Origin of the sequence: Nisaea sp. (assembly GCF_040217065.1) — a bacterium.
Lineage (GTDB): Bacteria > Pseudomonadota > Alphaproteobacteria > Thalassobaculales > Thalassobaculaceae > Nisaea.
Map to the genome: position 1 here is coordinate 269,607 of NZ_JAVJNX010000004.1, position 18,357 is coordinate 287,963.

An 18,357-nucleotide genomic window follows, 5' to 3' on the forward strand; every position below is an offset into this window, starting at 1 on the left:
TTGGGGGAGCGAAAGAAGGCTCGTCGGCTATCGGCATTAAAAGACGTGGTCCGGATAGTTACTTGCGTTCCCAAGTCATAATTCTGTAGTCGCGCGTTGAAGATTTCGACACCGGTCGGTCGGCCTTCTGTACGAAAGAGGGAGAGAAAAGGGACTCGTAGAAATCTCTGCCGACGGCGGATTCAAGATCGTGCTTGGCGATTTTTTGGGGTTCGAGGCCGTTAGCAAGGTTGCGCAAATGAAGCCAATCACTCCACTTCATGAAGGCGTCGGCATAGCGGCTGACCACTGGCTGGCTCATTTCCTGGAAACTCTTGGCGTTCCAAAGAAGCGTCGGCCCCGGCGGGTCGATCGCATCGATTTGCCAGTTGCCGAGGAAATACAGTCCGCCAGGTTCGAAAGCCGGAACGCCTGTCCGCGTTTCACGATAGGAAACACTGCATTCGGGGAAGACTGTCCGCAGGTACTGGTGCGATACGTAGAGCTGTGGAGGGATATCGATGACGATGATCGTGAGATGCGGGTGCAGTTTCTTGAGGCATTCCACCTGCTGACCAATGCCGGCCCCTATCTCGACCACCGTCGAAACTTGTTCCAGGTCGATGTCCACCATGCATTCAATATAGGCATCGAACGCTAGGAGCATATTTTGAGTATAAATCTTGTCCCTGAACTCGAAATAGCTTTTCGGTCCACCGACGATAGAACAGTCCATCTCGTATATGGAACGCGCCCGACTGCAACGCTCCCGCGCCTTGCTGTCCAATAGAGCCAGCCGCGCCCGGAAAACATCTTCAATCGAGAGACCGAGCGGAAGGATAGGTTTTTTTGGAGAATTGGCGGCGACACGTAAAAAGGCTTCGACGGTGTCTATTTCTTCGCTGGAAAACCCGATATGCGACAATCCATCTCGTGTCGGATGTAGCGGAGATTCGTAACACCCGAAAGAGGTAACCGCGCCATCCCGCCGTCCGCGAATGGACTCCAAACCGTTGATTTTGAGATATAACAGCGTGGCATCTTGATAATCACGCCAGTATTTGGTCGGCTGGAAAATGGGTTCCGCTGCTTGAAGGTCGGCCATCATCAAGTTCAGGAGATCGGGATCGTCAGGAATTTGAGCCATGCTTGGTCGAGTTCTCTCTTAGGTATACAAAATTCAACGTGACAACAGCCAGAGCAATACACGTTCTTGAGATGCGATTTTGGCAGGCAACTTTACCACCCAGAAATCCCTAAACTGTATTCGTTTTTATGATCTTGTTGCTGACAAAAGCAAGGATCGACCCAACGCTGAACCCTCTAGCCTCTTGGCACGAACCGTGCCGACTGCAGATCGCACACCGAACGTCATTCTGCGCCGAGATGAGCGCCATTCTGGCGAACATTGGGCGCACTGTTCCGACCTCCAGCACTGCGTGCCTCGGATCGGACGGTAGCCCCAGCCATCAGGAAGCCGTTCTGGCCGGCACATGCAGCTAGAGCAGGGCGGCGTGAGCCGGTAGGGCTATCGCGGCAGCCGCTTCCACTTCAGCGCGCACGGCGCCTAACCGATGATGTTTTGAAACACTACGTGCCCTCATGCGATCAGCCGACCCGCAATGCGGAATTCATCTGCAAGCCGCTGGCATCCGGCAACGCCCCTGCCTAATCTTGCCGAATCAATCTTTCCGGCAGGGCCGCGCCGGGGGCGTTTCACTTCTGGCAAGGTTGGTCATGAGCGACAGCAAAGATACTCTCCCCCTCCCCCACAAGCCGCGTCGGCGCTGGGCCCGTTCCCTGCTCCGGCTCGTCCTGCTGGGCGGCATCGCGGTCATCGCCTTCATGATCGGTGCCTGGTGGTATGCCGAGACCGGCCGGTATGTAACCACCGAGAACGCCTATGTGAAGGCGCCGGTGATTGCCGTCAGCCCGAATATCGACGGCCGCGCGGTCGAGGTTCGGGTCGGCGACAACCAGCCGGTGGCCGAGGGCGACCTGCTGTTCCGGATCGATCCGGCGCCCTACCAGGTCCAGCTCAGGATGGCGGAGGCACGGCGTGCGGCGGTGCGCAACGAGCTGCTGGCAACACAGGCCGAGCTCGGCCAGATCGCCGCCGATATCGCCGAGGCCGGACGCCGGGTCACTTACTACGCCAAGGAAGTCGAACGGCAGCGCCGGCTGGTGACACGGGCCGCCGGCACCGAGGCGAAACTCGACGAGATGCAGTTGGAGCGGGACATCTCCGAGCAGCGCCTGCTGTCCCTCAGGGAGAAACGCCAGGTCGTGCTGGCCAAACTCGGCGGCACGCCCGACCGGCCGGTCGAGGACCACCCGATGGTGCGGGAGATGGATGCGGAGATCGAGCGGGTGAAGCTGGACCTCGCCTATACCGAGATCCGGGCGCCTGCAGGCGGCATCGTCACGAGAATGAAACTGCAGCCCGGCGAATGGGTCGAGGCCGACACGCCGACCTTCGGCATCATCGGCACCGGTGCTGTCTGGATCGAGGCGAACCTGAAGGAAACCCAGCTCGACGCCATCGCCATCGGTCAGCCAGTCGAGGTCCGCGTCGATGCCTATCCCGATGCTGTATGGTCCGGTCAGATCGAGAGTCTGAGCCCGGCCACCGGCGCCGAATTCTCCGCTCTGCCGCCGCAGAATGCGTCAGGCAACTGGGTCAAGGTGGTGCAGCGCCTGCCGGTGCGCATAACGGTCGAGCCGAACCCCGATTTGCCGCAGCTCCGGGCCGGCATGAGCGCTAAAATCTCCGTCGATACCGGACGCCAGCGCAATCTCGTCGACAATCTCGCCGCGCTGACCGACACATGGCTGGCCAGGGCGGCCGAAAGTACCCGCTAGTCGTCCCGCCGGATCTTCACGAAAACCAGCACCGGCAAGGTGGCGAAACAGGTCAGTGCATAGAGCAGGAAACAGTTGTTGAAGCCGATCAGGGCGGACTGGCGCCAAGCCTCTCCGGCAAGCAGGCCGAGACTGTCCGTCCATTGCACGGCACCGCCGCCAATCACGTCCGGGAATTTCAGCCGCTCCTCGAACGGGCCGATCCCCTCGACCATCTCGGCGTAACGCACCTTGCTGGTGCGGACCAAGACGAAGACGCTGGCGGCGACATAGAGGCTGGTCCCCATGTTGCGGATCAGGTGGAACAGCGAGGTTGCATCCGGCAGCAGCGCGCGGTCCAGCGTCGAGAAGCTGACCATCGACAGCGGCACCCACATCAGCCCGCAACCGATGCCCTGCAGGATGCTCGGCCAGACCAGCGCCCAGAATCCGACATTGAGATCATACAGGCTCATCATCCAGCCGCTCGTCCCAATCGCCAGCGTGCCGAGCACCAACCCGATACGCGGATCCATCTTCCCCATCCTTGCCGCCGCGTAAAACCCGGCGATCATGCCGACACCACGCATTGCCAGCACCAGTCCGATCAGCGTGTCCGGATAGCCGCGATAGCTCTGGAGAAGCTGCGGCAACAGCACCAGCGGGGTAAAGTTCACCGCGCCATAGACGAAGACCAGAAAGAGCCCGACCACGAAATTTTGATTCTTGAGCAGCACGGGACGGACGAAGGGCCGGTCGACGCAGGCGCTGTTGGCGATGAACATTGCGAAGGCGGCGCTCATCACAATCAACAGCGTGATGATGGTCCCGGATTGCAGCCAGTCCTCCCGCTCGCCCCGGTCGAGCACCAGCTGCAGCGCGACGATGGCGACGGAGAACAGCAGGAAGCCCAGATAGTCGAAACGCGGCAGCGCCGTCTTGCCGCCCTCGCGGATCCAGCGCATCACACCGGCGAGCGCAAGCAGGCTGAACGGCACGATCATCAGGAAGACGAAGCGCCAGTTGTATTCCTCCGCCAGCCAGCCGCCGATCGACGGCCCGATGGCCGGACCGATGACGACCGACATGCCGAGATAGCCGTTCGCCTTGCCGTATTCCTCCTTCGGCCAGACCTGCAGCACGATGGCCTGGCTCAGCGGCACCACCGGCGCGCCGAAGGCGCCCTGAATAATGCGGAAAAACAGCACCGCCTCGAGCGAGGTCGCCATGGCGCAGGCGAGCGAGGCGAAGGTGAAACCGGAAAGGCAGAGGATCAGCAGTCGGCGCTGCCCGACCCAGGCAACCAGAGAGCCGGTCAGCGGCGTCACCACCGCCGTCGCCACCACATTCAGCGTCACCACCCAGGAAATCTCCTCGGTAGTCGCCGAAAAGGCACCCTGCATCTGCGGCAGGGCAACGTTCACGATCGTTAGCGTAAGCGCGTAGAGCATGCAGGCGCAGGCCATGGTGACGAGCACCAGCACCTTGTAGCGAGCACCCTCCTCTGCCGTCGCCGCTGCCGTCACAGCCGCCATGAACATCTCCCCCTTGGTCCCCCGTTGATCCGGGGGCTCTCATTGGTCCTGTCAGTTTAGGAGAGGAAATCGCGGGAGGGCGAGGGGTTTAGGCGGAAAGAGTGTCGTGTGGCAGGGCCGTCATCCGGATTGAACGAACCATTCCTGTATCTGCTGCCCGAAAAGCTGAAGGGGAGCCCCGATTCAGCGGACTCCCCTCCAGCAGTACGTCGACGTTTGGGCCAGCGATCAGATACCGGCGGCCTTGCTGCTCTCGATATAGACCTGGCGCAAACGCTTGGCGATCGGGCCCGGTTTGCCTTCGCCGATGCTGGCGCCATCGATCTCGATCACCGGGTTCACGAAGCTGGTGGCCGAGGTGGAGAAGGCTTCTTTCGCCGCCTTGGCTTCCGCCACGGTGAAGGGGCGTTCCTCGACCTTCAGCTGCAGCTCGGCCGCACATTGCAGCACCGACTTGCGAGTGATGCCGTGCAGGATGTCCGTCGACAGGTCACGGGTGACGATGGTGCCGTCCTCGGTGACGATATAGGCGTTGTTGGAGGAGCCTTCGGTGATCTCTCCGTCCAGCACCATCCAGGCATCGTCCGCACCGGCGTCGTGCGCCTGGTTCTTGACGATGGAGGCATAGAGCAGCTGCACGGTCTTGATGTCGCAGCGGCGCCAGCGCAGGTCGTCGACCAGGATGATCTTCTGACCGCGCGCGGCCAGCGCGCTGTTGATCAGGGATTTCTTCTGCGGGAACATCAGCAGGGTCGGCTTCACGTCCGGGCCCGGGAACAGGAAATCCCGGTCGGCGGCACCGCGGGAGATCTGCAGATAGATCAGCCCTTCGGTAAGATCGTTCCGCTTCACCAGCTCGCGATGAATCTCCAGCAGCTCGTCGTCGGTGGCCGGAGACGGCAGCTTCAGCTCGGCCAGGGACCGGCGCAGGCGCGTCATGTGGCCGTCATATTCGACCAGTTTCCCGTCGAGTACCGATGTCACCTCATAGACGGCATCGCCGAACAGGGAACCGCGATCGAAGATCGAGATCTGGGCCTCGTTCTCCGGGACATAGCTGCCGTTCACAAAGACAGTACGCATTCTGTAAACCTCAAGAACCGGGTGGCGGATCGGGGGCCGATCCCTGGATGATGGATCGGGCAGGGGATCTGCGCCTTCGCGCGGCCATCCTGCCTTCCGGCGAGGCCATCCCTGCCCACGTGGACGTCCCGGAGACCCCGAAAAGTCAGCGAGATCCCGACCATACACCGCAGGCGGTTCCGGAAACCAGCCCTGTTTGCACTGCAGCAGGCACCTCGATGGCGCACACGTGTCGGACGACACACAGTAAGAAATCATGGCCGCCGGGCAGCCGAGTTCGATTCCGCCAACGTCATGTCCAGAAGTTGACAGTTCCTGCCGGTCCCGCCGGTGCGGACGGACGAACAGGTGATTTCCTTAATCTCTTAACTGAAAGTTTATTTCAGTGTGTAAAATACCTGCAATGGAAAGGCGTACCGTGAACGCCTTCTGCACCTTCTCCGCAGGAGGGAAACCGGTCACCGGGGAGCGTATTGATGGTCAGCAAAAGTCTCGTACAGAGACACGCGGGAATTGCCACGGTTGTCGTTCTCGCAGCCGCCAGCATCGCCGCAATGCTGTTTCTCGGCATACAGGCCGCAAACCGGTTTAACGCCACGGAAACTTCCTGGCGCCAGTACAATGACCAGACACGGAACATTTCCAAGAGCCTGAACGCGCTTCAAAACCATCTCGGCTATGGCGGTTTCATTCACAACTTCAAGAACTTCATCCTTCGGCATGATCCGGCGTATCTGGAGCATGTGGAAAGGAACGCCACCGATGCCTTCACCGAGATCGCCGTACTGCAGGCCGTCCTCCCGTCCCCTGAAGAACAGGCCCTGCTGAATGATGTTCGGCTGACAATTGAAAACTATCTCGAAAAAAAGGGCGAAGCCCTTGATTTTTTGGACACGCTGAGCGTCAGAGAGCTGGACGACCTGGTTCGCGTCGACGACACCGCCGCGCTGCGTGCCCTGGAAACACTCCAGAAGCTTAACGAGAACCGTAGTCTTCAGCAGGAAATCAACGCGCAGGCCTCTTTCGACAAGGCAATGAGCACCTTGAAACAGGGATCCTTCGTCGTCCTTCTTATTTTGGCTGGCGCTTCCGGCATGATCGTCCTGCTGATCCGGGCGGCGCGTATCAACACGCGCCTGAACGCATCCCTCGGCTATATCGAGCAGCTTTATAACGACTCTCCGAACGCGCTGGTCAGCGTCGATGGCAAGGGGAGGATTTTCCAGATCAACCGGCAGGCGGAACGGCTGCTCGGCCGCTCTATAATCGAGCTGTCCGGCCGCGCCTTACATTCCCTGATTCCTGAGGGATTTGACGAGCAACGTCGTTCCCTGAGCGAACGGTTGATCGTCGGTGCAGCGGACGGTCAGGCGGAAGGCAGCGGGCTGCAGATGGCTGTCCGGCGCAATGATGGCCTGGATATCCCGGTTCACTTGAGGATAAGGGTCGTCGGCGGCGTCGACGGAACATTTTTCCTGGTCGCCCTGGTCGACATCACGGAAATCGCCACCCTGCACGAGGAACTCCGCATTGCGCGGCAGAATGCCGAAGCCGCCAGCGACGCCAAATCACGGTTTCTCACCTCCATGTCGCACGAGATCAGGACGCCGCTGAACGGCGTTCTAGGATTGCTGCAGCTCATCGACAAGAACGAGGTCAGACCGGACATTGCCCAGAAGCTCGCGATCGCCAAGGAATCGGGGCTGTTTTTGCTGACCCTGATCAACCAGGTGCTGGACTTCGCCCGGATCGAGGCCGGCCAGATCACCCTGTCCAAGGAACGGTTCTCGCTCCCGGTGATGATGGATGCAATGGAATCCATGTTCCGGATCAGGGCGGAAATGAAAGGACTGGAATTCAGCTGCACCGTAACCGACGACGGCGAGATGTTCCTCTATGGCGATTTCGATCACATCCGCCAGATCCTGTTCAACCTGATCGGCAATGCAATCAAGTTCACGGAGACCGGGCGCGTCGACTTGCGCGCCCGCAGCCAGATGCAGGCCGATGGAACGCCTTGCCGGATTACCTTCGAAGTCTCGGATACCGGACCGGGCATCGCGGAAGACGAGATCGGCCCGATCTTCGAGGAGTTCAAACAGACCGAGGTCGGCATCCGCCAGGGCGGCGGGACGGGGCTTGGCCTGAATATTTCAAAGCGTATCGCCGATGCCATCGGCGCCAAGCTCAATGTGGAAAGCACGGTCGGCGCCGGCACCACGTTCCGCCTGGAGGTAGAGGCGGAGGTCGCGCACAATCAGGAGGTCATCGACGAAACCGTCGAAGGCACGACCTTGCCGTCGCTGCGGATCCTGGTCGCGGAAGACAACGACATCAACCAGATGATCACCCGGGCGATGCTGGAGCGGGACGGCCACACAGTGACGATCGCCAATGACGGTGAAATTGCGGTGAATCTGGTCCGCCAGAACCCGGATGCCTTTGATCTTATCCTGATGGATATACAGATGCCGAACATGGACGGCGTGCAGGCCACGGTCTCGATCCGTCAGTTTGCCAGGGACGGAGAGAACCTGCCGATTATCGGGCTGACGGCGAATGCCTTCCAGGACCAGAAAGAGGAATATCTTGGGGCGGGCATGCAATTCGTCCTGACGAAACCGCTGGAGATTCCGGATCTCAGATCCGCGCTGGGCCGATATATGCCGGAACGGTTCCGGATAGCTGTCTCTTCCCACCCGGGAGGAACAGACCGTGCCCAGCATCCTGATCTGCCCGCGGCAGGCGGCCATTTTGACCAGAAAATACTGACGGAGCTCAAGGGCTCCATACCGCCGGGGAAACTCAAGATATTGCGGGACAACGCGCGCACACGATCAGAAGAGCTCATCAAGGCGCTCTCTGTTTCCGGCATCGACGCCGAGGAAACCTGCCGTATCGCGCATGAACTATCCGGCATGCTTGGCAATTTCGGGCTCAAATCGGCGGTGCTGAAGGCGCAGGAGATTGGGCGTTGCGCCCTTCAGGGAGCGGAAACATCCGGAACCGTTCGCGAACTGGAGGATATCCTGCAAACCAGCTGGCGCATTCTGGAGCAGGAACCGGAAGACTCAGATATCTGAGCGCTTCATGCCTTCCATCACGCCGACGGCCTCGCGCACCTTCTCCAGGGTCACCGGCTTGTCATACCCTTTCAGCGCTCCGAGACTTTCCGCCATGCTCGAAAAATCCACGTCAAACCGGGCTTTCGCCTCTGTGAACACGACCGTCGGCAGAACCTGATCCGCTTTCATCATCCAGCTCAGAACTTCGAATCCATCGCTTTCCGGCATAATGATATCAAGGAACATGCCATCGAAGGTGCCCTTTTCAATCATATCCATCGCCTCACGCCCGTTTTTCGCTTCCTGGAAACTCAGTCCGAGGGACGTCAGAATCTCACCGATTAGTGCCCTACTCGGCTGATTGTCTTCTACGATCAGGAAGAGGCCGTTCATAGCACACCCTCAAAAATGCTTTTCCATTCAGATTATTACACCAAAGGAACCAACGCGTACGAGACATAAAATTCACCGGGCGGCCAAAGCCGCGCGTCGCTCATAAAAGTCTATTCTCACCCGGAATACGATCTTATGGCGCGCCATCTTCAGCGTCCGGACCATCAGCGACGACGGGTGTAGATCATATGCATGCATCCTCCGGATTGCATCCGGTCATCGGGGACCTGCCCGACAGGCTGGCGATACAAAAAGCGCGCTGCAGGAGGCAGCGCGCTTTCTTTTCATCCAGTGTTTCGAGCCGGCTTGGTCTTAACTGTCGTCGCCAAGATTGTCCCAGCTACGCTCCAGCGTTTGCATGGCGGAATTGAAGCGCTTTTTCGCCGCGTCATAACTGTCGGCGGAAGCCCGTTCGACGTCCGACCATGCAGCTCTTGCATTGGCCCAGGCGATCTCCAGGTTTTCGGCCGCGACGTCTGCGGTGTCGTCTGCCACGTCACTGACCTTTTCCGCCTTGCGTTCCGTCCAGTCGGATATCTGATGACCCCATTTCTCGACAGCTTGCGCCATTTCGGCGCGCTGTGCGTCCAGCTCCTCAAGGGTCATGGTCGGTTCGGATTGCGCGCCCGAACCGGTCTGCGTAGCGGTTCCGGCCCAAGCCGCCGGTGTCGCCAGCGCCAAAGCGGCCACAAGGCTCGTCGTTGTCAGAAGTTCGCGGAATGTCATGCGTTTCATAATGTCCTCCATTTCAACAATTTCGCGGCGCGCCGCCGCCCGGTGCTCTTGGTGTCAAGTGCGTGGCGGGTGCGGCCCGTCTGTCAGGAGAACGTGCGCTTTGGGAAAAGGTTCCAATTGCGTCCGGTCCGGCGCTCCCCCTGCAAGCGCCATGGAACCAATTTGATCCGGCGCCGTTTTCAGAGGGTCCATCGTAGCGACGCCGACCTTGACCGGACCCGGCCCGCAGCACTGACGAATGAATACCGATCGCAAAGGAGAACTAGAATGTCTGCTGATACCCGCACCACGACCACCCGCCCGCACCTCGCAGCCCTGTTCGCGCTCACCATGCTCGCCGCCGTCGGCCTCACTGCCTGCGATTCCGAAGGCCCGGCCGAGCAGCTTGGCGAGAAAATTGACAATACCGTTGAAGAAACCGGTGACGCCATCGAGAACGCGACAGATAAATAATCACTCTCCTATAAAAAAATGGAACCAACTGCCCAGTGCCGCGTTGTTTGTCCAGGACACAGAGATGATCAATACGCCTTTCTAATGGATCGTCAGTATCAACAGACTTTTCGCGCGCTCTTTTTACTAAGAGCGACACAATAAAAAGAGGTCATTATGAAAAAATATCTGCTGAGCACTCTTCCCGTCGCCCTGCTGGCCATTACACCCGTCAAGGTCGACGCCGCCGTCTTTTTCGACAACGTCGCACAGATCCGGACCCTGGCGCCGACCGGCACCGATTTCAATTCCGGTCTGGTGCGCGAATACAAACAGCTGTCCATCTTCGAAGCCGACGAAATGTACGACTGGATCGATGCCGAGAACCACGCCGTCAAGGGTGTGATGGCGTCAAAGGGAACGACCCCGATGCCGTCCGAACCGGGCGACTGGTCGATCGACGATCCGGCCAAGATGGGTGAGCTGAAGCAGGCCCGCGCCGGCATGATGGCGGTGTTCAACAAGGGCGCCCGAACCATTGCACCGCTTGAGGCTGCCCACGCCCAGGCCAAATTCGACTGTTGGGTCGAGCAGCAGGAAGAGGGTCACCAGCCGGACCATATTGCTGCCTGCAAGCAGGAATTCGAAACCGCGATGGCCGGGCTTCACCAGGCAATGGAACCGCCGAAAAAGGTCGAAATCACGCCGAAGAAGGACTCCGAGATGGAGGTCGTGACCGTGGTTGAGGAAGTTGCCCGGGAGACCGTCTACTTCCCGTTCGACAAGGCCTCGATCGATGCGACAGAGCGGGCCAAGCTTGACCTGTTCGTCAAGGACATGAAGGCCATCCAGCCGGTCGTCACGCTCTATATCGTCGGTCATACGGATACTTCCGGGCCGGCGGACTATAACCTCGCGCTGTCTTCTAGCCGCGCCAACGCGGTCCGTACCGAACTGACGCGCCAGGGCATGACCATCGGTGACTACCAGGAGCTGCAGGTCGAGTCGGAAGGCGAAACCGGTCTGGCCGTCGCCACCGCCGACGGCGTCCGCGAGCGCCTGAACCGCCGCGTCGTCGTTGTCGCCCGCGGCCAGGTGACCAAGACCAAGAAGGTTTCTATCACGACGCAGTAAACGTCACGCACGACAGTCACTGACGATACTCACCGCCCCCGGTCCATGGACCGGGGGCGGTTTCTTTTGCGCGCATCCCTGCGCGCGCAAAAGAAAAGCCGGCACAACGCCGGCACACACATCTGGGAATACCCGGCCGTTTAGCCGGACATGTCGATCTACGGTTTGAGAACCCGGAGCGCGCCCGGTTGGATCTTCAGCTCGACCGTCTGCTTCAGAGGGACCAGCTCACCATCGAGCGTCGCGTGCGCAGTATGTTTCAGGCGGGGGAAATGCAGAGTCACCGCGCGCGCCGGATGCATGTCGTAATCCTCGTTCCCGCGCCAGTCTCCCGCTGCAAGGTCGGCGATCAGCTTCAGATTGGCCGAGGGAGGAAGGACAGGCGCGCGCCCGATACCGAGCACGCCTGCTTCCAGTGTGTCCGGGTAGGGCATGTGGCTGTCGCCATAGAGATTGTTCGCCACGACGACAAGGCTGTAGCGGCCTTCCTCTTCATGCTCGTCGGCAACGATCCGGACGGCAAAGGACGGCGGGCGGCGGAACATCGCCGCGATTGCACGCAGGCTCGCCAGCATCTTGCCGGCGCGCGAATAATAATCCGCCGCCTCACGGTCACGAACGACACGCGGCTGCATGCTGACGGAGAACTGATGCACAAAAACCTCGCTATTTGCGGTGGCGAGGTCACTACGGCCGATGGACGCGCTGGCCAGGGCTGCGGCCGCGGTCTCGAGATCAAGTGGGATGCCCAGCGCGCATGGCGGTTTTGTCCGGCCGATTTTAGCACTTGGAACAGATTAGCTGGCAAAAGCCGACGCCGTCAGGGTGCCGTCTTTCGAGTCCGGACCGTAGTCGGCGGCGCCGCTCACGGAGAGATCCTCCTGCAGCCGCTGACGCGCCCGGTTGACCCGGCTCTTGATCGTGCCGGTCTTGCAGCCGCAAATCTCCGCCGCTTCCTCATAGGCAAAGCCCGACGCACCGACGAGAATCAGGGCTTCACGCTGATCGTCGGGCAGCTTGTCCAGGGCCTTGCGGAAGTCGAGCAGGTCAAGCGCGCCGTACTGGGCGGGATGCACGGCCAGTTTCTCCGTGAAGATGCCATCGCTGTCCTGCACTTCACGGCCCTTCTTGCGCATCTGGCTGTAGAACTCGTTACGCAGGATGGTGAACAGCCAGGCCTTCATGTTTGTGCCCGGTGTATAGCTTTCCTGCTTGGCCCACGCCTTCATGATGGCGTCCTGCACCAGATCGTCCGCCCGGTCGGGGCTGCCGATCAGGGAGACGGCGAAGGCGCGCAGGTTCGGCAGATGCGAGATCATCTCCCGCTTGAAATGCACGGCTTCGCCCGACCGGTCCGGTCCCGGTGCGGCACTCATTCGGACGCTGCCCGGCCAGAGGCCTTTTCCGCAGCATCCAGTTTTTCAAGGAGATCCAGGAACCGGTCCGGGATCTCTTCCTCGCGCACGGAATTGTAAAGCTGGTGCAACTTGCTTGATATCCGCGCATTCACATCATCGGCTTTCTGCACGGGTGGTTTCGTCGAGCCGGAGCTTTTTTGCGGCGGAGTCGATGGCATGAGTTACACCCTCTGTAATGGCGGTTTTGCAATACTAACGGTGGCGGCGAAAAAAAGTTCCCGGATGAGGGAACTTTTTTTTTCGTGGTGCGTTTTACCCCCATCTTGCGCCTGCATCAGGCAACTAAGGAGTTTCACGCTATGTCTCTGTCGATCCGTGTCGCGCCGCACCTTCCGTCCCTGCGCCGCTATGGCCGGGCCGTGACGGGCTCTCAAACATCCGGTGACGCGTACGTGGCCGCAACCCTCGAAGCACTGATCGCAGATGTTTCCTGTTTTCCGGAGACATCCAGCGACCGGGTCTCCCTGTTCAAACTTTTCTCGACGTTGTTTGGTTCCATATCAATCGACATTCCGCCGGTCGAGTCACCCTATGCCTGGGAGCAGCGGGCGGCTGAAAACCTGGCTTCGGTTCCCCCGACGGCCCGGCAGGCTTTCCTTTTGCTCGTGGTCGAAAGCTTTACGGAGACCGACATCGCGGAAATCCTGTCCGTCGACAAGGCGACCGTGGGCGCGCTGCTCGAACAGGCGTCTGTCGAAATCTCCCGCCATGTTGCGACAGACATCATGATCATCGAGGACGAACCGCTGATCGCGATGGATATCGAGCAAATGGTCGAATCCCTCGGCCACCGGGTCACCGGCATTGCCCGGACCCACAAGGAAGCGGTGAAACTGTTCGCAGACACCAAACCGAAAATGATCCTGGCCGACATCCAGCTCGCGGATGGCAGCTCCGGGATCGACGCGGTGAACGAGATCCTGGAATCGAACAGCGATGTTCCCGTGATCTTCATCACCGCCTTCCCGGAACGCTTCCTGACCGGAGAGCGACCGGAACCGGCATTCCTTGTTACCAAGCCGTTCAATCCGGATATGGTGAAGGCCCTGATCAGCCAGGCGCTGTTCTTCATGGAGAAGGTTGCGGAACCAGCATGATGCTCCGCATCTGATGCTTGCGATGGAACGAATGGCACGGCCGGACGTTGTTCTCCCCGGATCACACGGGAGACACTCATGCTTGGCTATGCGCTTCTATTTTTCATCGTCGCCATCATCGCCGGCGTTCTCGGTTTCACCGGGATTGCCGGCGCCAGCGCCGGTATCGCGAAGATCCTGTTCGTCATATTCCTGGTTCTGTTCGCGATATCCCTGGTCTTCCGCCTTTTCCGCAGAGCCTAGCGGAACCACATCGCATCTTTCAGGCAGCCCGGACGGCGCATACAGCCATCGGGCTGCCGACGTGAAACACCTGATCCGGAGGGCATTATCGTGACATTGCCGGTCGAACAGCTGACCTGGCAAAAAGGCGGGCAGAATGACGCGGATTTGCGCGACCACCTCGTCCGTGCCCTTATCCGGTCAGGGGTCTGCGTGACCCTCCAGGACGCCTCTCTCGATTACATCTTCATCGCGAACCTTCCCGATTGCTGGTCCGTCCTTCCCGCGCATGCGCCGCGCGATCAGGAGATGTTCGGCGCCGAAATCGGTGCTGCACTGACAAGCCTGAAAACAGACGCCATCGCGCATCTGGAAAACCAGAAGCAGGAAATGGCATTCGGCCAGGACCAGTTTTTCGAATTCAATGTCGAGCTGCTGGTTCCCACGCATAACCCGGCCTTGATCATGACGACGATCATCGACATGACCGAGGAGCGCCGCCGGGAAAGAACCTTGAAGGCATTGCTGCGCGAGCTCAGCCACCGCAGCAAGAACCTGCTCGCCATCATCCAGAGCATCGCCACCCAGACGGCGCGGCACTCAGGCACGCTGGACAGTTTCCTGAGAAAATTCCGTGGCCGGCTCTATTCCCTGTCCCAGTCACAGGATCTGATCACGGATTCGAGCTGGACCGGCGCGCGTTTCCGCGATCTGGCGACGCAGCAGATCGAGAAATATGCTGCCGAGGATCTTTCCGGCATCACTGTCGAGGGCGACAATCCCTGGCTCTCTCCGACCGAGGCCCTGCATGTCGGCCTTGCCCTGCATGAACTGGTCGTGAATGCCGCCAGCCACCGCGACGCATCGCAGACCGCCGGATCCGTCACACTGAGCTGCCACGGCAACCCGGTGGGAAGCCGGCGACAGATCGAGATCCGGTGGAGCGAAGCCCGGCCGGACAGCCCGGAGCCACGCGCGAATGTCGAGCCGCAGAACGGGCGGTTCGGCAGCATTGTCCTGGAACGTGTGGTGCCGAATGCCGTGGACGGCATCGCGCATTACCAGATTACCGCCGATCAGGTGACCTACGATCTCACCTTCATCCAGGACAACCCGACCTAAAAAAAACCGGCGCCGCCTGGGGAAAGGCGGCGCCGACAAACGACTCTCGGATCAGAAATCCGATGATGTTCTGCAGTCATTGGGGAATGCGTCATCTGACGCCTGCTGCAGATACAAGAAAAACGCCACGGCACGGGAAAAGTTCCGTTTGAATCCCTGCCGCTGCCGGCACGCGGGCGCTCCGACCAGAACCGGCACGCCATGAGAGTGGGCAGGTGCCGTGGCAAAGTTGTGGCCGATATTGGGCAAAGCGCACGAAATCCGGGCCATAAGCCCCGTATTTTGCACGTATTTCGCGGATAACCATTTTCCTCAGGGCATCGCGTACCTCGCCGGATGCACCGTGATAGTGGCCTTCCGGCTGGTCTGCTCACGGCCAAAGAAGAGCGCCACAAGCCTGTTATGCAGCGTGTTTATTTAGAATTGGAAATATTGCCCGGTGGGTCGATTCCGCCTATTAGAACATCCCATAGATCGGAAATTCATTGAACAGATTCCTGCCCGCATTCGCCTTCCTTACAGTTGCGGCCATCGGCACGGCAATGACATTTGTCGTATTTCGCGCCGAAGAGGCAGGCGAGCGCCTGCGCTTTGAACGCGTCGCGGACAAGGCGGTCGAGCGCATCGATGACCGGATCAGCCGCTATCTCACGCTGCTGCGGGCGACAAATGCGTTCTTCACCGCACGTCATGGCGTTGTCTCGAAAACCGAGATGAATGATTTCGTCACCGCACTGGATCTGAAGAACCGGTTCGGCGGCCTTCTGGGGCTCGGCCAGGCCAAGCTGATTCATGCCGGCCAGGAGGCGGAAATCGAGGATGAACTGATCGAACGGTATGGCCGCCTGCGACCGGTCTGGCCGCGCACCGAGGTTGCGAAAAGAACGCCCATCGTTCTCCTTGAGCCGCTCAATCACGCCAATGAAGCCGCGCTTGGCTACGATATGTTCAGCGAGCCGGTGCGACGGGCCGCGATGCAGCGCGCGATCGAAGCGGGCCGGGGCGCAGCGAGCGGTGCCGTTGATCTCGTGCAAGAAATTTCCGGCGAGAAACAGGGCGGATTTCTGTATTACCTGCCATTTCCGGACCCGCTGGTAACAGCACAACGCGCCGGCGCATTCACACCAGCCGCGGTTGAAGGTTTTACCTACGCGCCATTCGTTGCCGCAGACCTGCATCGCGAAGCATTTGTCGGCGCAACATACCTGCCGCTGGTTCTCGAGACCCGCGATGTGACGGAAGGCGACAATACGCTGCTGTTTCAGTCCGTCCGCTTTGCCGAAGTTGCCGCAACAAGCACCTTCACGGTGACTCGCGAACTGAATGTCGGTGGCCGTATCTGGTCCATCACAGCGCACGAAACCAGGGCGTTCGAGGATTCGTCAGTTTACTGGCGCACCGGCCTGCTGATGCTGTCGACGGTTCTGCTCGCCATCGCGGCCGCGATACTGATCCGCCTGCAACTCAAAGCCGTCCAGACGGCGACCGCAATCCAGGCAATGACGGAGAAAACCGTCGAGGAAAAGAATCTCCTGCTGCAGGAGACCAAGCACCGGATCAAGAATTCCATCGCCCGGATTCTTGCCATGGCCCGGCAAACCGCCCTTCATTCCAACAGCCTGGAACAATTCAGCACATCCTTCGAAGCCCGCATGCAGGCCATGGCCAACGCGCAGGACATGCTGACGGAATCCAGCTGGCGCCGGGCCGCTCTACGGGACCTCCTGCAGGCTGAACTGAAGCAGGTCTTTGGCGATCGGGTCCCGGACGAGGCGCTGGACGGACCAAACGTGGAGTTTGGCGAAACCGCTGCCCAGGCCCTCGGCCTGACATTCCATGAACTGGCCACGAACGCGATGAAATATGGCGGCGTGGCAGAAGAAGACGGCACCCTGTCCGTGGCCTGGCGGTACGAGGAAGACGGCGCCCGGATCGCCATTGAATGGGTTGAGCGGCGGCCGACCCGGTCACCGCCCGAGCAAACGGCAGGCGGCACAGGTACCGACGCCCAGCCTGGCGATGCAGCGGGCGCTTCCGCCTCGGGGTTTGGCACCCGACTGATTGATGCCAGCGTCCGCCTCGAACTCAACGGCACCATCGAACGAGCCTACGGCGCCAGCGAAACCCGGATCTCGATCAGCATTCCGCTGAATGACACGCAGGACGAGGCGGAACAGGACTAGCCGCCGCCGTAGCCGCTGCCGGCTTTCTTGTAGTCGCCGCGTGGCGGGCTGAAGACATCGATCACCATCGCCCCGTCGGGCCCGGCCTTGAGGCCATGCACGACATTGCCCGGCGTACACCAGAAATCGCCGGCCTTGACTGCGTGATCCACCCCGTCCTGGGTCCGCACGCCACTGCCTTCCAGCATGATGCCCCATTGCTCTTCCGGATGGCTGTGCATCGAGCCCTCCGCATGCGGGTCGATCCGCACGATCGAGAACATCAGGTTCTCCCCGGGGAAGATCCGCGCGGTCAGCCCCTCCGCGAGGGTTCGGGCGATGCCCTGGCTCTGGTCATTTATATTGAAGAAATTTTTTCCGGACATCTGTCTCTCCCCCGGCCCGCCGCGTTGATATCAAACAATCCGTCCTGTCCGGCTCTCCGGCAAGGGCACCTCTCGGCATCCGGAAGACAACAGCTTCACGGCCGGATCAGAAGACGGTCAACAACGTCAGGCTGCCCCTCCGGCTTCACCTCCAGCAGCAGCACTTCCCCGGAGGATGGCCAGACGCCGGTCAGCGCGGTGATGTTCACCTGGTGGGTGACAAGAAAGACCGTTTCGTCTTCCGGCACCGTGCTGAGAAATGCGCGCAGAGCCACCGTCTGACGGGATTCAGTCGACCGGTCGGAAAAGAACGAGTTCAGCACCGGTAATGTCTCGACCGCGGCGGGCTCGAGCAACCGTGCCGTCTCGAGACAGCGGCACCACTCGCTTGAATAGACCCGGTCTATCCGAATTCCCGCCGCGCGGACAGCGCGCCCGATCGCGCGGGCCTGCTCCCGTCCGCTTTCATCCAGGTTGCGCTGGGTGGAGCAATCGCCAATCCGGAAATTCTCCGGGTCACCGGTTCCGGGCGCGGTGGCGTGACGCATGATGGCCACCATTCGCGGCTTCTCGAGCAGCGCCCAGCCGTCTTCGGCCCTTTGCGCGCCGGCGCTGCCGGTCGGGGCGGCAAGGAGAACAGGAATGATCAGAAGCGTTTGCACAATACGCAGAAGGAGAGACATGGAAGGGCTCCAGGTTTGAAATCCACAGTCTGACCTAGAACGCTGTCCTGCCGAGGCAAGCTGCCCGTGC

General features: G+C 60.2%; 18 protein-coding genes. 8 read left to right on the plus strand and 10 right to left on the minus strand.

Features of this window, described 5'->3' with window-relative positions:
* Window positions 1-58: 58 nt before the first annotated feature.
* Window positions 59-1,126, minus strand: a complete 1,068-nt coding sequence (locus RH950_RS02750; protein ID WP_350053464.1) for a putative sugar O-methyltransferase — start codon at window positions 1,124-1,126, stop codon at window positions 59-61.
* Between the two features lie 590 nt (window positions 1,127-1,716).
* Between RH950_RS02750 and RH950_RS02755 the strand changes: the two genes are divergently transcribed.
* On the plus strand, window positions 1,717-2,841 hold the full coding sequence (locus RH950_RS02755; RefSeq protein ID WP_350053466.1) for an HlyD family secretion protein: 1,125 nt from the start codon (window positions 1,717-1,719) through the stop codon (window positions 2,839-2,841).
* On the opposite strand, the gene RH950_RS02760 is transcribed toward RH950_RS02755, so the two are convergent.
* The gene (locus tag RH950_RS02760; RefSeq protein WP_350053468.1) at window positions 2,838-4,355 is read right to left on the minus strand and encodes a DHA2 family efflux MFS transporter permease subunit; all 1,518 of its coding nucleotides are present in this window, start codon (window positions 4,353-4,355) and stop codon (window positions 2,838-2,840) included. The genes RH950_RS02755 and RH950_RS02760 overlap by 4 nt on opposite strands.
* 228 nt (window positions 4,356-4,583) lie before the next feature.
* On the minus strand, window positions 4,584-5,438 hold the full coding sequence (locus RH950_RS02765) for a D-amino-acid transaminase (protein WP_350053470.1): 855 nt from the start codon (window positions 5,436-5,438) through the stop codon (window positions 4,584-4,586).
* 476 nt (window positions 5,439-5,914) lie between these two features.
* Between RH950_RS02765 and RH950_RS02770 the strand changes: the two genes are divergently transcribed.
* Window positions 5,915-8,521, plus strand: a complete 2,607-nt coding sequence (locus tag RH950_RS02770) for a hybrid sensor histidine kinase/response regulator (RefSeq protein ID WP_350053472.1) — start codon at window positions 5,915-5,917, stop codon at window positions 8,519-8,521.
* On the opposite strand, the gene RH950_RS02775 is transcribed toward RH950_RS02770, so the two are convergent.
* The gene (locus RH950_RS02775) at window positions 8,510-8,896 is read right to left on the minus strand and encodes a response regulator (protein WP_350053474.1); all 387 of its coding nucleotides are present in this window, start codon (window positions 8,894-8,896) and stop codon (window positions 8,510-8,512) included. The two genes, RH950_RS02770 and RH950_RS02775, sit on opposite strands and share 12 nt — an antisense overlap.
* 312 nt (window positions 8,897-9,208) lie before the next feature.
* Window positions 9,209-9,631: a hypothetical protein gene (locus RH950_RS02780; RefSeq protein WP_350053476.1), complete on the minus strand. Its 423-nt coding sequence runs from the start codon at window positions 9,629-9,631 to the stop codon at window positions 9,209-9,211.
* 267 nt (window positions 9,632-9,898) lie between these two features.
* Between RH950_RS02780 and RH950_RS02785 the strand changes: the two genes are divergently transcribed.
* Both RH950_RS02785 and RH950_RS02790 read left to right on the plus strand, forming a co-directional pair.
* Complete coding sequence (locus RH950_RS02785) at window positions 9,899-10,084, plus strand: hypothetical protein (protein WP_350053477.1); 186 nt, start codon at window positions 9,899-9,901, stop codon at window positions 10,082-10,084.
* A gap of 156 nt (window positions 10,085-10,240) precedes the next feature.
* Window positions 10,241-11,197 (plus strand): OmpA family protein, encoded by a 957-nt coding sequence (locus RH950_RS02790; protein ID WP_350053479.1) that lies wholly within the window; start codon window positions 10,241-10,243, stop codon window positions 11,195-11,197.
* Window positions 11,198-11,355: 158 nt separating this feature from the next.
* On the opposite strand, the gene RH950_RS02795 is transcribed toward RH950_RS02790, so the two are convergent.
* The 3 genes from RH950_RS02795 to RH950_RS02805 form a co-directional block, all read right to left on the minus strand.
* Complete coding sequence (locus RH950_RS02795; protein ID WP_350053480.1) at window positions 11,356-11,853, minus strand: diacylglycerol/lipid kinase family protein; 498 nt, start codon at window positions 11,851-11,853, stop codon at window positions 11,356-11,358.
* Window positions 11,854-11,994: 141 nt separating this feature from the next.
* Window positions 11,995-12,573 carry an RNA polymerase sigma factor gene (locus tag RH950_RS02800; RefSeq protein WP_350053482.1) on the minus strand — a complete coding sequence of 193 codons (579 nt, stop codon included), beginning with the start codon at window positions 12,571-12,573 and terminating at the stop codon, window positions 11,995-11,997.
* The gene (locus RH950_RS02805) at window positions 12,570-12,725 is read right to left on the minus strand and encodes a NepR family anti-sigma factor (RefSeq protein ID WP_350053484.1); all 156 of its coding nucleotides are present in this window, start codon (window positions 12,723-12,725) and stop codon (window positions 12,570-12,572) included. Before RH950_RS02805 ends, RH950_RS02800 begins: the two co-directional genes overlap by 4 nt.
* A 189-nt stretch (window positions 12,726-12,914) precedes the next feature.
* Between RH950_RS02805 and RH950_RS02810 the strand changes: the two genes are divergently transcribed.
* The 4 genes from RH950_RS02810 to RH950_RS02825 all read left to right on the plus strand — a co-directional run bounded on the left by RH950_RS02810 (window position 12,915) and on the right by RH950_RS02825 (window position 17,239).
* Window positions 12,915-13,712, plus strand: coding sequence for a response regulator (locus RH950_RS02810; RefSeq protein ID WP_350053486.1), 798 nt, complete (start codon window positions 12,915-12,917; stop codon window positions 13,710-13,712).
* A 78-nt stretch (window positions 13,713-13,790) separates the two neighbouring features.
* A complete protein-coding gene (locus RH950_RS02815; protein ID WP_350053488.1) occupies window positions 13,791-13,955 on the plus strand; it encodes a DUF1328 domain-containing protein in 165 nt (54 codons plus the stop codon).
* Window positions 13,956-14,045: 90 nt separating this feature from the next.
* The gene (locus RH950_RS02820; protein ID WP_350053490.1) at window positions 14,046-15,056 is read left to right on the plus strand and encodes a sensor histidine kinase; all 1,011 of its coding nucleotides are present in this window, start codon (window positions 14,046-14,048) and stop codon (window positions 15,054-15,056) included.
* A gap of 485 nt (window positions 15,057-15,541) precedes the next feature.
* Window positions 15,542-17,239 carry a CHASE domain-containing protein gene (locus tag RH950_RS02825; RefSeq protein ID WP_350053492.1) on the plus strand — a complete coding sequence of 566 codons (1,698 nt, stop codon included), beginning with the start codon at window positions 15,542-15,544 and terminating at the stop codon, window positions 17,237-17,239.
* Here RH950_RS02825 and RH950_RS02830 read toward each other — a convergent pair.
* Window positions 17,236-17,604, minus strand: a complete 369-nt coding sequence (locus RH950_RS02830; RefSeq protein WP_350053494.1) for a cupin domain-containing protein — start codon at window positions 17,602-17,604, stop codon at window positions 17,236-17,238. The two genes, RH950_RS02825 and RH950_RS02830, sit on opposite strands and share 4 nt — an antisense overlap.
* 95 nt (window positions 17,605-17,699) lie before the next feature.
* Window positions 17,700-18,287 (minus strand): histidine phosphatase family protein, encoded by a 588-nt coding sequence (locus RH950_RS02835; RefSeq protein WP_350053496.1) that lies wholly within the window; start codon window positions 18,285-18,287, stop codon window positions 17,700-17,702.
* Window positions 18,288-18,357 lie beyond the last annotated feature (70 nt).

What these genes read in the sequence shown, in the direction of transcription:
- RH950_RS02750 (WP_350053464.1), bottom strand. Translation starts at nt 1,126, where the DNA reads ATGGCTCAAATTCCTGACGATCCCGATCTCCTGAACTTGATGATGGCC.
- RH950_RS02755 (WP_350053466.1), top strand. Translation starts at nt 1,717, where the DNA reads ATGAGCGACAGCAAAGATACTCTCCCCCTCCCCCACAAGCCGCGTCGG.
- RH950_RS02760 (WP_350053468.1), bottom strand. Translation starts at nt 4,355, where the DNA reads ATGGCGGCTGTGACGGCAGCGGCGACGGCAGAGGAGGGTGCTCGCTAC.
- RH950_RS02765 (WP_350053470.1), bottom strand. Translation starts at nt 5,438, where the DNA reads ATGCGTACTGTCTTTGTGAACGGCAGCTATGTCCCGGAGAACGAGGCC.
- RH950_RS02770 (WP_350053472.1), top strand. Translation starts at nt 5,915, where the DNA reads ATGGTCAGCAAAAGTCTCGTACAGAGACACGCGGGAATTGCCACGGTT.
- RH950_RS02775 (WP_350053474.1), bottom strand. Translation starts at nt 8,896, where the DNA reads ATGAACGGCCTCTTCCTGATCGTAGAAGACAATCAGCCGAGTAGGGCA.
- RH950_RS02780 (WP_350053476.1), bottom strand. Translation starts at nt 9,631, where the DNA reads ATGAAACGCATGACATTCCGCGAACTTCTGACAACGACGAGCCTTGTG.
- RH950_RS02785 (WP_350053477.1), top strand. Translation starts at nt 9,899, where the DNA reads ATGTCTGCTGATACCCGCACCACGACCACCCGCCCGCACCTCGCAGCC.
- RH950_RS02790 (WP_350053479.1), top strand. Translation starts at nt 10,241, where the DNA reads ATGAAAAAATATCTGCTGAGCACTCTTCCCGTCGCCCTGCTGGCCATT.
- RH950_RS02800 (WP_350053482.1), bottom strand. Translation starts at nt 12,573, where the DNA reads ATGAGTGCCGCACCGGGACCGGACCGGTCGGGCGAAGCCGTGCATTTC.
- RH950_RS02810 (WP_350053486.1), top strand. Translation starts at nt 12,915, where the DNA reads ATGTCTCTGTCGATCCGTGTCGCGCCGCACCTTCCGTCCCTGCGCCGC.
- RH950_RS02815 (WP_350053488.1), top strand. Translation starts at nt 13,791, where the DNA reads ATGCTTGGCTATGCGCTTCTATTTTTCATCGTCGCCATCATCGCCGGC.
- RH950_RS02830 (WP_350053494.1), bottom strand. Translation starts at nt 17,604, where the DNA reads ATGTCCGGAAAAAATTTCTTCAATATAAATGACCAGAGCCAGGGCATC.
- RH950_RS02835 (WP_350053496.1), bottom strand. Translation starts at nt 18,287, where the DNA reads ATGTCTCTCCTTCTGCGTATTGTGCAAACGCTTCTGATCATTCCTGTT.